The sequence below is a fragment of the Rhizobium sp. K102 genome, from assembly GCF_022385315.1.
Classification (GTDB): domain Bacteria; phylum Pseudomonadota; class Alphaproteobacteria; order Rhizobiales; family Rhizobiaceae; genus Rhizobium; species Rhizobium croatiense.
On record NZ_CP092434.1, the window covers coordinates 83,739 to 97,920 of the forward strand.

General features: G+C 59.6%; 6 protein-coding genes and 11 pseudogenes. 5 read left to right on the forward strand and 12 right to left on the reverse strand.

Going from position 1 to position 14,182, the window contains the following annotated elements; translation table 11 throughout:
• Positions 1–685: 685 nt before the first annotated feature.
• On the reverse strand, positions 686–2,059 hold the full coding sequence (locus MHI61_RS03395) for an ISNCY-like element ISRel26 family transposase (RefSeq protein WP_011427422.1): 1,374 nt from the start codon (positions 2,057–2,059) through the stop codon (positions 686–688).
• Between the two features lie 1,345 nt (positions 2,060–3,404).
• Between MHI61_RS03395 and MHI61_RS03400 the strand changes: the two are divergent.
• Positions 3,405–3,580 (forward strand): annotated as a pseudogene (locus tag MHI61_RS03400) (IS256 family transposase); the annotation flags it as partial.
• Positions 3,581–3,774: 194 nt separating this feature from the next.
• Here MHI61_RS03400 and MHI61_RS03405 read toward each other — a convergent pair.
• The 3 genes and pseudogenes from MHI61_RS03405 to MHI61_RS03415 form a co-directional block, all read right to left on the reverse strand.
• Positions 3,775–4,227 carry an RICIN domain-containing protein gene (locus MHI61_RS03405; RefSeq protein WP_011427421.1) on the reverse strand — a complete coding sequence of 151 codons (453 nt, stop codon included), beginning with the start codon at positions 4,225–4,227 and terminating at the stop codon, positions 3,775–3,777.
• A 192-nt stretch (positions 4,228–4,419) separates the two neighbouring features.
• A pseudogene (locus MHI61_RS03410) lies at positions 4,420–4,821 on the reverse strand (transposase); the annotation flags it as partial.
• 186 nt (positions 4,822–5,007) lie between these two features.
• A pseudogene (locus MHI61_RS03415) lies at positions 5,008–5,908 on the reverse strand (site-specific integrase); the annotation flags it as partial.
• Positions 5,909–6,126: 218 nt separating this feature from the next.
• Here MHI61_RS03415 and MHI61_RS03420 point away from each other — a divergent pair.
• A pseudogene (locus MHI61_RS03420) lies at positions 6,127–6,330 on the forward strand (DUF1403 family protein); the annotation flags it as partial.
• A 51-nt stretch (positions 6,331–6,381) separates the two neighbouring features.
• Here the strand turns inward: MHI61_RS03420 and MHI61_RS03425 are convergent.
• From MHI61_RS03425 to MHI61_RS03455, 7 genes and pseudogenes are all read right to left on the reverse strand, one after another.
• Positions 6,382–6,768: pseudogene (locus MHI61_RS03425) on the reverse strand (SMC-Scp complex subunit ScpB); the annotation flags it as partial.
• A gap of 2 nt (positions 6,769–6,770) precedes the next feature.
• Positions 6,771–6,980: pseudogene (locus MHI61_RS03430) on the reverse strand (DUF1403 family protein); the annotation flags it as partial.
• 1,062 nt (positions 6,981–8,042) lie between these two features.
• Positions 8,043–8,549, reverse strand: a complete 507-nt coding sequence (locus tag MHI61_RS03435; RefSeq protein WP_239789437.1) for a hypothetical protein — start codon at positions 8,547–8,549, stop codon at positions 8,043–8,045.
• A gap of 393 nt (positions 8,550–8,942) precedes the next feature.
• Positions 8,943–9,413, reverse strand: a pseudogene (locus tag MHI61_RS03440) (SUMF1/EgtB/PvdO family nonheme iron enzyme); the annotation flags it as partial.
• Positions 9,411–9,627, reverse strand: a pseudogene (locus MHI61_RS03445) (type IV secretion system protein VirB3); the annotation flags it as partial. The pseudogenes MHI61_RS03440 and MHI61_RS03445, both read right to left, overlap by 3 nt.
• A complete protein-coding gene (gene virB2 / locus MHI61_RS03450; RefSeq protein ID WP_077991700.1) occupies positions 9,627–9,992 on the reverse strand; it encodes a pilin major subunit VirB2 in 366 nt (121 codons plus the stop codon). The pseudogene MHI61_RS03445 and the gene virB2, both read right to left, overlap by 1 nt.
• A gap of 195 nt (positions 9,993–10,187) precedes the next feature.
• Positions 10,188–10,394, reverse strand: a complete 207-nt coding sequence (locus MHI61_RS03455) for a hypothetical protein (protein ID WP_225882632.1) — start codon at positions 10,392–10,394, stop codon at positions 10,188–10,190.
• A gap of 661 nt (positions 10,395–11,055) precedes the next feature.
• On the opposite strand from MHI61_RS03455, the pseudogene MHI61_RS03460 reads away from it, so the two are divergent.
• Together MHI61_RS03460 and MHI61_RS03465 are read left to right on the forward strand one after the other, a co-directional pair.
• A pseudogene (locus MHI61_RS03460) lies at positions 11,056–11,346 on the forward strand (IS21 family transposase); the annotation flags it as partial.
• 167 nt (positions 11,347–11,513) lie between these two features.
• Positions 11,514–12,322, forward strand: a pseudogene (locus MHI61_RS03465) (IS3 family transposase); the annotation flags it as partial.
• Between the two features lie 243 nt (positions 12,323–12,565).
• Here the strand turns inward: MHI61_RS03465 and MHI61_RS03470 are convergent.
• Complete coding sequence (locus MHI61_RS03470; protein ID WP_011053446.1) at positions 12,566–13,825, reverse strand: IS110-like element ISRel25 family transposase; 1,260 nt, start codon at positions 13,823–13,825, stop codon at positions 12,566–12,568.
• Between the two features lie 135 nt (positions 13,826–13,960).
• On the opposite strand from MHI61_RS03470, the pseudogene MHI61_RS03475 reads away from it, so the two are divergent.
• Positions 13,961–14,167, forward strand: a pseudogene (locus MHI61_RS03475) (transposase); the annotation flags it as partial.
• Positions 14,168–14,182: the final 15 nt, after the last annotated feature.

The window sequence follows — 14,182 nt, forward strand, 5'->3', positions numbered from 1 at the left end:
GCCAATTCCCGCTCGATGGCTCCTCAAAAGGCACGGGGTCCGGGCGCGATCACCGCGACGCGAAGCGGAAGCGGCCGCAGCTCGCTAGCGGACCCCTCGCGGGTTGATCGTGGAAGATCCGGAACCGGGCCAGGACGCCATCACAGACAAGCGGGATTGGCTTGCTTCCGTTTGAGCACCATTTGCCGCACGATCCTCGAGCTTGGTGTCAGGTCGTCGCGTTCCCCGCGGCCGATTACTCGTGTCTTCGATTTAGCGGGGCACGTTGTTGGCTACAGGTGACTGCTCAATGTCGATCGGAGTGAGACCCATTGGTCTTTGCAATGGCTTCCTCAACCGACTTTGCTTCGAGTAAGACAAGCGCATGTTCCAGGCAAAGCTCGATTTCGGTGACGCTCTTACCCTGCAGTAGGGCGATTTAGGCGACGGTTTTGCCTCGAGCAACCCAGCGCAGGCACGTCATTTCCAACGGTGGCAGCATCCGTGTCTTCATATGTTATTACGTCATAACTGTGGCGGGGAAGTTGGAATGTCCGCCGTTGTGCAAAGTAGAAATGTCCGCGAGGTTGCTACGCGGCACACCGATCAGCCCCGATCTGAGCGGCTGATACCGGTTGCAAGAGCAGATCGGGGCGGGTGAGAGACACCCCTTCGGCTTTAGCTTTGAGACTATCCGATCGACGGTTCACTCGGCAGCCTGCTGCCTCAACAGCGCTTTCTCTCGCCGCGCAATCACCGCCGGATCATTCATGTAGTCCGTGCGCCTTCCGGGCTTGCGACCTCTCGGCTTATAGCCATTTTTGTCGCTGTTGCTCTTCACGACCGGCTTTTCCTGCTGGTCCTGACGCTCCTTGATATAGGCCAGAACATCACCGAGCCGCTTGTTCTCGGTAATTGCCGCATGCGTCACCCGCTGGTCCTTGTCGAACACCGTGTAGGGCAGGGAATGTCCCTTCCAGCGCACATCCAGGCGGCCGTCAGCATAGGCATAGGTCTCGACATAGCGGCCCACCAGACCGCGCGTCACCTCGGTCTCCTCCAGCATGATCCGCTTGCGTTCAAACGAAAACGTCAACTGCGCCCCGACGTAACGCTGCTCGCGCTTGCAAAGGACCTCAGTTAACCGACCCGGGGCCAGATTCAGCGGCCGGTGCAAATCCTCGGACCGGGCAGGGATGATCGCAAACCGCGCATTGTAGTGCTCCATGAAGCCAGGCAAAAACGCATTGCCAGTCTCCATGTCGCAGATTCCCGCCAGCCGTAATTCCTTGACCAGCCGATCCTGCAGCGTCCGGTTCATGCGCTCGACGCGACCTTTGGCCTGGCTCGAATTTGCGCAAAGAATCTCGATGTTTAGCTCGCAAAGCGCCCGCCCGAACTGGGTCATCCCCTGGCCACCCTTGGCGTCCTTCTTCGCCACCCGGAATACCGAATGCTTGTCGGAGTAGAAGGCCACAGGCGCGCCGTGACGCCTGAGGTATAGCGCCAGTGCCTCGAAATAGCTGAAGGCGCTTTCCGAGCGCACAAACCGCAACTGCATCAATCTGCCAGTCGCATCGTCGACAAACACCAGCAGCGAGCACGGCGGCCCGCGATCCTCGAACCAGCGGTGTTCCGACCCGTCGATCTGCACCAGCTCGCCATAGGCCTCGCGCCGCAGCCGCGGCTGATGAAACGTCCGCCGCTGCTTGGCAGATAGCCACAGGCCAGCCTCCACCATCCAGCTGCGCAACGTCTCGCGCGACACACGCAATCCATCGCGTTCGGCCAGCTTCTCGGCCGCCAGCGTCGGACCGAAATCCGCATAGCGTTCGCCAACCAACGTCATCGCATAATCGCGAACGCCGTCGCTGATCCGGTTGTTCGATGGCCGACCGATCGCCTTGTGCCTTATCGATGCCGCGCCGTCAGTGCGGATCCGATCCAGCAGCCGACGCACCTGGCGCTCGCTCAGATCAAGCACATGTGCCGCCGACACCAACGTCATGCGGCCGTCGACCACCTTCGACAAAATCTCGATCCGCTGCAGATGGCGCTCGCTCATCGCTATCAATCCCATCCGCAATCTCCACCGTCATCAAAAACGGGAAGAGAGTGACATTCTAACTTTGCAGAAACAGGACACTTTAACTTTGCGGCTACAATAACATATCGCATAATCTAATTTATGGAACCGAAAAAATCTGACGGCAAGTACCTGCAAACCGGAGTGAAGGGCAGGGAGCCTTGCACGAAGCATCGGCGTGACGCCCCGACCCTAGGCCCCGGACCATCTGGATTGACCCCCGAAAGCTGGACATCGACCTTCGGGGGTCAGTTCACATCATCGGGCCTTTTGCTGGACTTATCTGTCCCGGCGGGTGGGACCCGACCACAGCAGGGCGAGGTGAGCCCCGTGGCCGCTTCCCCTCGCGCTCCCCTCCCACCCCAAAGGTTCGAGAGTTGGTATCCGCGAGATGCCGATACCGTGTTCGCCGGAAGTGAGGGGTAACTTCTACCATGTATGGATTTTTTGACGACAGACTCAGGTCCTGTGGCGATTTCCCGCCGCTTGGCAATTTCGTCATTGCTGGCGCGCATCTGCACGAGCGTGCCAAATGCGGCTATGACGGCAGGCTTCGCCAGCTTAATCGATCAGCGAAGCCGATTGATAATTGTCGTTGGGCTGCGGCCTCCATATCATGATCGCACAGCCTAGTGCCGTGTCGGATTCTTCACACATATGTCCAATACCTGACGTAGTTCTATGCTTTGAAAGTCAGATAGGGCCTCCGGCGTTGACGCCGAAGATGGCCCCTGGGAATTCGGGTGACAACGTTGCGAGAGTTGTGATCGCGTTGCTGGCAACCTGGCTTTTTAGCTTTTTAGAATTGATGGTTAGGCTAAAAGTTCTCTTGGAAGCCAGCTTTGTGGCTGCCTCTTCATGGCGTTGAATAGGATGTCTCGACCAAAGTGGGATTTCCGGCTACCTTGATGATCAGGCACTCGCGCTGTGAGGATTAGTTTTAACTGCGCCACCGACCTGTTCGGGCGATTTCTTGGTGTAAGCAGGCCCTGAGGGGTATATCGGTCACGTGTGTCCCCTTTGCCTTAGCGCCGGCCATCTGACCGCTTCGCCTGATGTACACATGGCACGCAGGAACACAGAAAGCTTTCGCGAACACCGCAACACTTGCCTTGCGGCGCGCATGGATTCCTTTCGAAGGAAATAGAGTACGGATCGTGTCCCAGTACGTGGTGTAGGTGGCGGGAGGTAGCAAAGCCGAGTGCCCGCGCGCTTCTCGTTGCGCTGTAGCGGGTGATCGGCTTTGCGGGCGGCCATCGGTGTTTTCCGCTAGGGTCGGGTGTTTAAGACCAACCTGACGGAAAGACCACCAATGACCAATGACCAATGACATGATGACGTGCGCTCCCTCGTTGAGAAGAGCGCGGATGCAGATTATTGCGTGAGATGATTGGCTTTGCCGCCGAGCGGCGGATGGAGCTGGAAGTAGGCTCGGCCACGGGTGCAGAGGTCGAGCTTCGCATCCCGAAGCTGCGCAAAGGCAGCTACTTTCCGAGCTTCCTTGAACCGCGCCGCATGGGGCATGTGCCCAGATGATTTCGCCAGCCGCCATAGCTTCCTTGATCAGGGGGATGGCCGAGCCGCCGCAGAGCCGTTGAAACAGAGGCCCCCGAAGGAGCCCCTGCATCTCGTTGCAGGTCTTGCGCGATTGGAATTTTTGGCGGCCGCAGGGGAGCTATCGAAGATTCGGCCAATCCGATGCTCGAGGATTACTCGGCAGCCTCTTGAAAGGTCGACATGAGCCTATTCGAAAGAGAGACGAAATTCCATTGTTGAGCAGGCGAACCGTTAAACTGGAATAGCCAGATCCGATTGCCGGTACTCGTTCCACGAGCGTCGTTGTCAATGCACAGCCGGTTGTCGCCGTTGCTAAGGATGAAGCCTGGTTTCTTGAGCAACTCCCATCGCTGCTTCTCGTCGGTGGGGTTGTAAACCTTGAGCGAGAGCTGAGCTTGTGGATCAAGGCGATCGGATCCAATCGCCAGATTGCCAGCGCTCGAGTTCAACGTGATGGCGCCACTATCTGAGTTCAGATCCCAGAGAGCGTGGCGATAAACCGTCGAGTCTTTTTTGCGGAGTACAACCTTAGCGCCCTCCTTCTGGTCGTCAACCCCGAGCACGAAGTCTGGATTCTGTTTAAACTCGATTACGTACTGTCCCATTTCTTGCCTCCTGTTGATTTGTTGGCTTCGTGAAGGCAGGTCTCCGCCCGACGGTGTGACACAATCGGGTGTGTGAGCCTTCACCGTGGTCTGAGCAAGGTATGTGCCAAATCGTACTATGATCGTGTCCCGGGAGGTGGTGTAGGTCGCGGCTGATGGCCGTGCTTTCCCGACATGGGTCGGAAGGGGATATCAGCGTGCCACAGCGGGCAGGCTGATTTGGGGATCATCGCTCATTTGGGCCATGGTCTCAAGCGTCATATACCTGGCGCGTTGAACGGCCCATTCATCATTCTGTTCGAGCAGCAATGCACCGACGAGACGGACGATGGCTTCGTCGTTCGGAAAGATGCCGACGACCTCGGTGCGTCGCTTGATTTCGCCGTTGAGACGCTCAATTGGATTCATCGAGTGCAGCTTTGCCCGGTGCTCTTTCGGGAAGGCCATGTAGGCGAGCACGTCCTCTTCAGCGTCGTCCATGATGGTGGCAAGCTTCGGCACTTTCGGTCTGATTTGATCGGCGACACTGCGCCATTGAGCGCTTGCTGCCTCCGGGGTCTCCTGGGCAAAGGCCGTCGCGATGAAGGCGGATAATCGCAGACCAAAGGCTGCTGCGGCTGATGGGATCTGCTCCTACGACGCCTGGCCCGGGCCGTCGGCATGCGATGCTGTAACGCGGCGTTGGCAGCCGCCGCTTCAGCCCTCCGCGGTCGGCTGAATGCCAATCTGAAAACCCTCGAGTTTTCTTTGCCGCCGCACGGTGGCAGAGGAGGGGGCGTGTCAAAGCCCGGATGCCTTGGTAAGGTTGACCCGGAAGCGGTCGCGCCGGCGCTGGTACTTGCGGCCATCTCGGCGGATGCGTGACCGAGTTGCTTCTGCACTTAGCGCTCCTCGACCTCGGCCGAGGAGGCCAGGCCTGCGCGCAGCGAGTGGCCGGAGAACTTTTCCGCACGCTCGGTTTCGGTAAGGTCGGGTCGCACGCCGGCAGCCAGTGCCGCCTTCTTGACGAGGCGCGCCACTTCCTGATCCAGCAGCCGTTCGGGGCCAACATCCTTGCCTTGACCGGTCACCCGCCGGAACAGGGGGCCGTGCGCGATCCTCGCAAGGTTGAGCCAGGTCTGCAGCGTCACGATCGGGCAGGTGGCGTCCGACGAGCCGCGGCCGATTTCCACTTCGCCAGCCGCGCTTTCCCCGCACCGTGACGACCATGCCCTTGTCAAGAATCTCGACCCAGCCGCGGCTTTCCTTCGTTTGGTCGCGGCCGACGTCGAGCCCGACGATCTCGGAACGCCGCAGCCCGCCGGCAAAACCGATCAGCAGCATCGCCCGGTCGCGCAGTCCCCAGAAGGTGCCGCAGGGCAACGTCTCCAGCATGGCGATCAGGTGTTCGGGCAGCGCCGCTTCCTTCTGGCGGGGTTGCGTGGCGTGGGTGTTGCGGATCGCGGCGAGCACAGTAGCGACATGGCGGTCCTTTCGGTCGAGCGTTGTGCCACGCCGGGCATAATTCCAGGTCAGCGCCGAAAGTCGCCGCTCGATCGTTTGACCGAATTCGACTTGCGACCGGCGATTGTCGCGCGAGGCGGTGATCCCGTCACTCCCGGCGGCACAAGCGGTGATGTAGAGGCCGACCGTCTGTGGGTCGGGCGGAAGCACCCAACCCTTGCCGGCGGCACCACACGGAACGAGATGGCGGCCGACCACTGCGGCGCGGAAATGTCACCGGCGGCCGCCGTGCTGAGGGGCGGAGAAGAGCCCGCCTCGACGTGAATTTCGCTGTTTTGCTCGGTGATTTGCGTCATTTCTCTAATGAACGACAATGGAAGTTTATCGTTCATATCACCGTGCCGGCAAGGTGTGCGGTTTGATCCTTTATTGGTGGCAAAAACCGCGCTCATGTTTATGCTCTTCCGCACGGATTCGCTCATTGCCGCCGCTCCAACGACGTCGCCATGGCCTCACCGTCTACCAGGTTGGGGATTGGCACGCGGCCGCGACGTCAGCGAATCCGATGCTGCCTTTGCCGCAGCTATCGCTTTGAAATCGCTCGATGATCTAATCCGTGCAGACCCGCCATGGCTGGGCTGTTGGCGCGATCGCCTCGCCCTCAAATCGGCCGCCGTCGCCGCCAGGATGCACGGCCGCAACGGGGAGGAAAACAACCATCGCCTTGAACTCGAACAGTGCCGCCGCCCCCTCCCCTTGTTGGCGCTGCCGAAGTTCGGATGGTCTCGGCGAACCGCGATCGTGTTTGGTGCGGCCAGCCGCCCGCGACCGACACCAATTCGTACGGTCGATCCCACAGCTCCTCGATGAGATCGTCGATCAACAGGTCAATGCTACAGTCTTTGCCGACCACCCGCGCCAGGGTCTCTCGCCTGATCGGCTCGGCCGAGGCAAAAATCACACCGCCTCGACCCGCAGCATCTATTCCCGCCAGCGCAGCTCCGGCGGCAGGTCCTCGAGCTCGCGATCGTACAGGACTTCTTGCTGTCGCCCTTTCGCCTGTCGCCGACTGGTCTTGGCTGTGCTCGATCCCGCCATCGTCACAGCCCAAAAATCCGGAAGGAGGACCGGCCGGACAGTGCGCGCACCGCCTCAAAACTTTCGAGCCGCTCGAACAGGCGGTTTGCCGCCCAGCGTGACAGAGCGCTGCCCGGAGCGGACGCCGGTACCGCGTCTTCGGTCAGCAATCGGCGAATGACCGGATCGGCGCCCTTGGTCCGGACCTTCGGCGCTACCGCCAATAGCCGCGCCTTGCCGCCGGCCCCTGGATCATCTCCCGCGGCGGTCAGCAAGACCGCGTCGCGAATGTTAAAACACGGCAGGAGTGAGGGCCACCGAGCTACCTGGGCGCGATCATGCAACGGTATATCAGCAACTCCGATTGCAAACCTCTCGTCATTTGAGCGATAAGACCGTCTGGTCTGTTTCGACTTGAACCACGGCTTAGCGGGGGGCGGCTATGAACGCTGGGGAACGCACGGCAGGGCTTGCGAAGCCAGCATGGATGCGGCGCGCGTGGAGTTTCGCCGCCTTCTGGAAGATCCGAAGTTCCAGGCGACGGAGCGCAGCCGCACGATCCCGTCGTATCTGGTGCAAAGACGGTTTGAAGGGCACCACGATCCCGTCAAGGCCTACGACATTGCGATTGACGTGCTGGCGAGACCCCATAGCTTCGATCCCGCCGACCCCATTGTTCGCATCGAAGTCGGTCGGGTGCGGACTTTCCTGAAGCAATACTATGTCCGGCGATCATCGGATCATGCTGAGCGTGCCGAAAGGGCGCTATCGGCTGGCGTTCGGGGAGGAGGACATTGGTCCGACCGAAGAGCTGGAAGACGAGGCGACGGGCTGAGAGCAGGAGTTGCAGTCTTCAGAGCAAGGGGCAAGGAAAATCATTCTCCCGTATCCGCGCTTCGCGGCTGTCGCAATCCTCTGTTTGACATCCGTTACGGGGCGGGCGGCGCGGTTGAGTACGCGGCCGGTCGTGATCGAAAAGCCTCTGCTTGCGGTGACCATGTCGGCGTCCGAGAAGCGGCTCGAGGGCGAGGCGAGCGTTACCAGGGACTTTCTGCTTTCGGCGCTGACGGGGTTCGATACGCTGACGGTTGCCACGTCGACCGGGCAGCCCATGACCACCGACGGCCGGAGAAATCTCTATTCGGCGGAACTCAAATATTATGCCGATCAGCGGTGCGGACGATCTGGTGGCAAGTCACCGACGACGCCGACGGACATGTCGTCAAGAACGGCGTGGAATCGACGCCGACGATCGATCGGCGGTATCCGCGAGGGAGGTGCTTGTCCAGTCGCTTTCACTGAAGCTTGCCGGAGAGCTCGGTGGGATCGGGCAATTCGAGATCGAACGAGCGCCGGGCCGAGCCGCAGGCAACGTCTGCGTCCTGAAGGCCGGCATCCCCTCGATCTCCCAGGGCGAGACGAGCATCCGTGCCGCGCAGCGCTGCCTGCGGCGCACCGTCGACTGGGATCGACCTGGTGCAGAAGTGCTGGCGACGCTCGCACGGACGCAGCTCGCCCTCGATCCATCGGATACGGATGGGCCGCTCGGCCTCGCTAACCAGGCGGTCGCGATGGCCCCCCTCTCTGCACGGGCGAACACCGCCCTCATGGTGGCGCAGTTTCTGAGCGGGCGCCCCGAGGCTGCGATCGAAGCTGGCAGGCGCGCTCAGGCGCTCAATCCCGGCAGTCCGAAGGTAGCGGCCAAGCTTGCCACCGTCATGTTCGCCGCCGGCCTGGTCGAGGAAGGTGTCGCTCTGGCGGGAGAAGCTCGGGCGCCGTCGAACCGCCGCCGCGGGAAGCAACGATGGTTCTTGCGCTCAACGCATATCGCAAGAATGGTCGACGGCCTCCCTCCTTGCAGAACAGGTGAATTCGGAGACCTTCTCGTCAGGGCGTTGCGGGCCGCGTCCCTCGCTCAGCTTGGATCTCCGCAGGCCCCCGCGGGCCTCGCCGATCTCAGGCGCTTCCACCCCGGATTCGAGCAGACGTTCAGCCGGAAGATCCGGGAGAGACGCTTCAAGACCGACGTCGCCGACGCCCTTGAAGCGGGCTTGCGGAAAGCGGGCGCCGGATCACTCCCGAGTTGGCGAACGCCAGTCCGTAGCTGGATCGCGTCGCGCTCAGCCGCAGTCTGCTCCTCCCTATCCATACTGTCGACAGTCCAAGCGAACTCATGCCCCCGCCCGCGTCACTCCTCAGCCCGTCAATGTTTTGATGCAGCGAAAGCCGACATGGCTGGTCGAGGTGCCTTCCGGCTCGGCATGTCGGGCGGCCGGGCGGTAACGCCGGCAATAGTTCGGCGCGCAAAGATGCGAACCGCCCTTCAGGACCCGGCGGCGGATGCGAATTTCCGGTTGCCGAGGATCGTAGCTCGCCTCCGGATCGCCGCCGCGCGGGTTGCTCGGGATGCAGCAGGAATGTCGTGCGAGCTCGGGGTAACTCGTCGACCAGTAGTCTGTCGTCCACTCCCATACGTCGCCGATCATGTCATAGAGGCCGTGGCCGTTTGCCGGGAACGACCCGACGGCGCTGGTGCGTTCGGCACCCTTAAGCTTCGACGATCTCACGGAAATCCCCTGCCAGATGCTTGCCATCGGCATGGCCTCGGGCTCCAACTCGTTACCCCAGGCATATTCTGCGTCGTCCAATCCACCACGAGCCGCCAGCAGGACCACACTGGCAGCATTAAGTCTCGTACACAACAAGACGCGCTCCGAACCATAAGAGAACGAGTACGACTTCGTACAGCGGGTTCTGAACGATAACGATGATAAAGCCGGCAGACATCATAAATAGCCCGGCCAACGTTAGCGGCACCCCAAGAAACAATGCGGGCCGTGTCGCCGCCAGGTAAAGGGCTTCTCCCAGACGGTTACTAATCAACCACCTCCAGTCAGCGTCTTGCCGAGGAAACTCGCTCCAAACATGATGACAACGCCGCCGACAACGCCGGCGATAAGACCCAGTGAAGCGCGACCGAACATCCAGGAGAGTCCGATCGCCACGATTCCAAGAACGGCGAGTGACTGGCCGAACGGACCAAGGATAAACGTGCAAATGTTGCTAACCATTGTGGCCGGGTCGGTGCCGCCACCTGCGGATTGGGCCGCAGCTGGCCCAAAGGAGAACATGCTCCAACCCATCGCGCCGCCCACGCTAGGAGCATAGCCAGATACCAGGCGCATCACCGCGTTCGACAGGGAGAGGCGATTCAGATGTACGCGGTATCTCTCAAAGCATCGCATCATTGCGAATCTCCTTTGTTTAGATCGAACAAGAGTTGGTCTCCGGATTTACGCTCGTCCTGGTCCGGCGACGGTGGCGGACCGGATGGATCGCGCCGCCCTTCGGAGAACGACGCGTATATGAACTCCAAACATCCCATTCTTCGGATGCCGACTTTTCCCGGTCATGCTTCGGCTGCTCGGTTGACGGGGGAACTAGCTGTTGAGCGGCCATTTCAACTTTTCGCACGTAGCGTTCGCAAAGCCGTGCGTGGAAGAATCTGTGTTGTAGGCGGAGATTGGCCGACGAAGCGCCAATTGCTCCTCGTCAGCCGTCTCGCCGCCAGCACACGGCGGCGCGTCGTTGAACGGGCGCGTGGAGGCCAACAAGACGATCGACAGCGGCCCCGTTGCCTTCAACATTCCTATCTCCGCGTGCTCATAGCTAACACAGCCCCTTCGGTCGGAAGAGATGCCGTCATCTGATGTTCACGATTATCGGGAGGCTCGGTTACACTAGAGTTTTCGATTTCTACATTTCAATCTCATTTGAAGCGAAAATTGAACAGCACCGGTGCGTAGCGCAATCTAGTTGAGACTCGTATTGCCTCACCCAAGAGTGTTCCCAGAAAATAATGCCGTTGCCTCACTCGGATGTTCTCGAATGCCTCACGGGTTGTTCCGATCGTATCCCCGCACCTGGTGCAGGTGACGGAGGTAGCGAAGCCGCTCGCGAGCGCGCCTCTCAATAGCGCTGTAGCGAGCGGGCGGCTTCGCGGGCGGTCATCATGTTTTCCGGTGGGGTCGGTTGTCGAAGGCCAACCTGGCGGTAAGAGCGCGGATGACGATCCTGTATTGTTCGGTAATGATCTCACTGCCCGACCTCTATACTTTCCGTCTGCCGCGCCGCATCGGCGAATGGCCCGAACACCAGCGCATTGGCCTGTGTACTGCGCCAGATTTTCATTCGGCGCTGCACGGTTCGAATGAGCGGGGTATTTGGGGTCGGAACAAGATTTGTTCCTGGCGACACGCTAAGCTCGAACGGATCGTGAACTTTCGTCACGAACCCGCATAACAGCAGCGCGCGGCAGCAATTGGATTGAGCTGGCCGTTGCCGGGCGAACTCACTGACGATGCGCTCGAGAACAAGCTCTTCGCTCGCAACGGCATCAAACAGGGCACGAGACGCCGTGTCGAACCCAATTGGGCCGATCTTGCCGTCGAACTCAAGAAGCCCGGCGTGACTCTGCTCATCCTGTGGGAGGAGTATCGTGGGTCGCATCCCGACGGTTACGGCTACAGCCGCTTTTGTGAGCTCTTTAGAAGCTTCGAGCAACGGCTTTCGCCGACGATGCGCCAGGAACACGCCGCCCACGCGGCATTGACAATCAGTTCACGGGCCCAATAATGCGCCGTGGCGCAAGCTTCCACACCAACAAGGCATGGTCTTGCAGTCGTGAAGAATTTGATCATCTCTGACCTGCCACTGCGAATTTCCTCCAGAATTGATTAGAGTCCGGCCCATCAAAGGACGGACGAATGAAGAAGCAGAGATTTACCGAAGAGCAGATTATTGCGGTGCTGAAGGAGCAGGAGGCTGGTGCGAAGGCAGCCGACCTCTGCCGCAAGCACGGGATTTCAGAAGCGACGTTTTACAACTGGAAGGCCAAATACGGCGGTATGGAAGTCTCCGAGGCGAAACGGCTAAAGGCGCTTGAAGACGAGAACGCGAGACTGAAGAAGCTGCTGGCCGAGCAGTTGCTGGATGCGGCCGCGCTCCGCGAGCTTCTTGCAAAAAAATGGTAGGGCCTGCCGCCAAGCGCGAAGCCGTCACGCATCTGAAGGCCGTGATGGGTCTTTCGGAGCGGCGGGCCTGCCAGATCATATCCGCCGACCGCAAGACGATCCGCTACCAGGCGAACCGACCGCCGGAGACGGAGTTGCGAGCAAAGCTGCGTGACCTTGCCAACGAGCGTCGGCGTTTCGGCTACCGGCGGCTGTTCGTGCTGCTTCGGCGGGAGGGAGAGCTGTCCGGGGTAAACCGCATCTACCGGCTCTATCGCGAGGAGGGTCTTTCCGTTCGCAAGCGTAAAGCCAGACGCCGTGCTGTCGGCACGCGTGCACCGATCCTGGTCGAAGCGAAGGCCAATGCCCGCTGGTCGCTGGACTTCGTGCACGACCAGTTTGCCTGCGGCAGACGATTCCGCGTGCTCAACATTGTCGATGACGTGACGCGCGAATGCCTGGCAGCAATCCCGGACACCTCGATCTCCGGCCGCCGCGTCGCACGGGAGCTGACGACGCTGATCGAACGACGTGGCAAGCCCGGAATGATCGTCTCCGACAACGTCCTATAATCGGAATGAAACGCCGTTTTGGCAGCAGGTCGTTATCGCGTCGGTCTCCCGATGCGTTTGAATTATGATGTAGGCCCGGCCAATCGTCAACGAACGGTCTCTCCCATAACAAACACAGAGTACGCATGATCGCGGCTCTCACCGTCCTTAAGACGAGATCCTTTTTGCCGTCGAGCGGAAGGCCTGAACATTATCTACGAGGTCGCTGAGCAGCTCAACGCCTCCACGGCACTGTCAGAGAAGGGTCCTTCCGCTGTGGATCGTCCCTTCAAAGAAGGGGCGATAAGGTTCACCGCTTTTGATAACCGCATGTACGGTGCGGGCCATCTTGGCGGCGATTGCTGTTGACGCCTTGCGACGTAAATGGGTGTTGTGACGGTCCTTGGTGATGTATCGCTCGAACTTGTCGCGGAAGCTGTTGGCGCGCTGCAATATCGCGACTTGAGCTGCCATCCATAAGGTCCGCCTCAGCCGTGCATTTCCATATTTGGAGAGTTTGGTCTGGCCTCGAAACATTCCTGACTGGATTGTCGCAAGATCCATGCCGCAGAACTTCAGGAACTGGCGATGGTGTTGAAACCGGCGCAGGTCCCCAGCTTCTGCCATGATTGTCAGAGCATTGATTGGGCCAATGCCGGGGATTGTGCATAAGAGCTGGTAATCTGCGTTGTCCTTCAGCATCGCAACCGCACGCGCCTCGATCTCATTACGTTGGGCGATTAGGCTTCTGCCCTCGGCCAGGATCATACGAAACATGCAGATAGCGTCAGAGTCCGGTGCAACTGGAAGGCCTATCGAACGGGCGGACGTTGCGTAAATATCTGCCAACAAACGCTCTTTGCCAACTTTGCGACCAACCACCTCCCAGGCAGCTTTGATGAAAGCGTCCTTGTTCATGGCTGCGATGAAGTGCGGAGACGGAAACAGTTCAAGGAAAGCAAAGAACCAGTCGCTGCGCGAACTGCGGTGGAAGCGATCCGCTTCAGGGAAATACAACGGCAGGTAATGCGTCAGAATCCGATGCCACAGTTCGGTCTTCGACCTTGAGATCATATCGTGGGTCTTCGACAACTCCTGAATGTCGTTGGTGCCGCGCATCAACGGGTCATGGTAGAACTGCTCGGCACCAATGGTCATCATATGGAGGATAACCTGGGCATCCTTTGGATCATTTTTATCCCAGGAATTATGCAGTGCCTCCCTGGTCCGAGCCAGTGCGATGGACGAGATCAATTTGATCTCGAAGCCCGCTAAGCCGAGCCGATATGCCAATGCGCGATGATAGTTTCCCGTTGCCTCAAAGGCGACACGGACAGGACGCTGATAGCTACGCAGCAGGCCGATGAGGCGATCGAACTCATCGAGATTGTTGAGCACGATCACTCGACGTCGACGCTTTTTGTCCGGTGCTTCGATCAGCACCTCGTGGCGTTCTTTGGAAACATCGATAGCTGCCAGAACGGGGGTAAATGCGGTAATGTCACAATCGGTCATAGCCTGTCTCCTTTACAGTGTGGCTTCGCAAAACCACTGTGAGACCTGAGGCCTGGCTATGACCACCTGCTTCGCCTGATGGGGGCTACGCAGCTGGTCAAAGCCTCATTCAACGCAGACTTCCGAAGGTGTTACGGCACCGAACTCACCTCGAATGCTATCCTTGCTTGGTCGAAGGATCACAAGGTTGACTGGCACTACATCGCGCCGGGGAAGCCGATGCAGAACGGCTATGTCGAGAGCTTCAACGGCCGGATGCGCGACGAACTGCTCAACGAAAGCCTGTTCTTCGGTCTCGATCATGCCCGAAGCGCCATTGCCGAATGGGCGGACGACTACAATCCTGTTTCATAACAC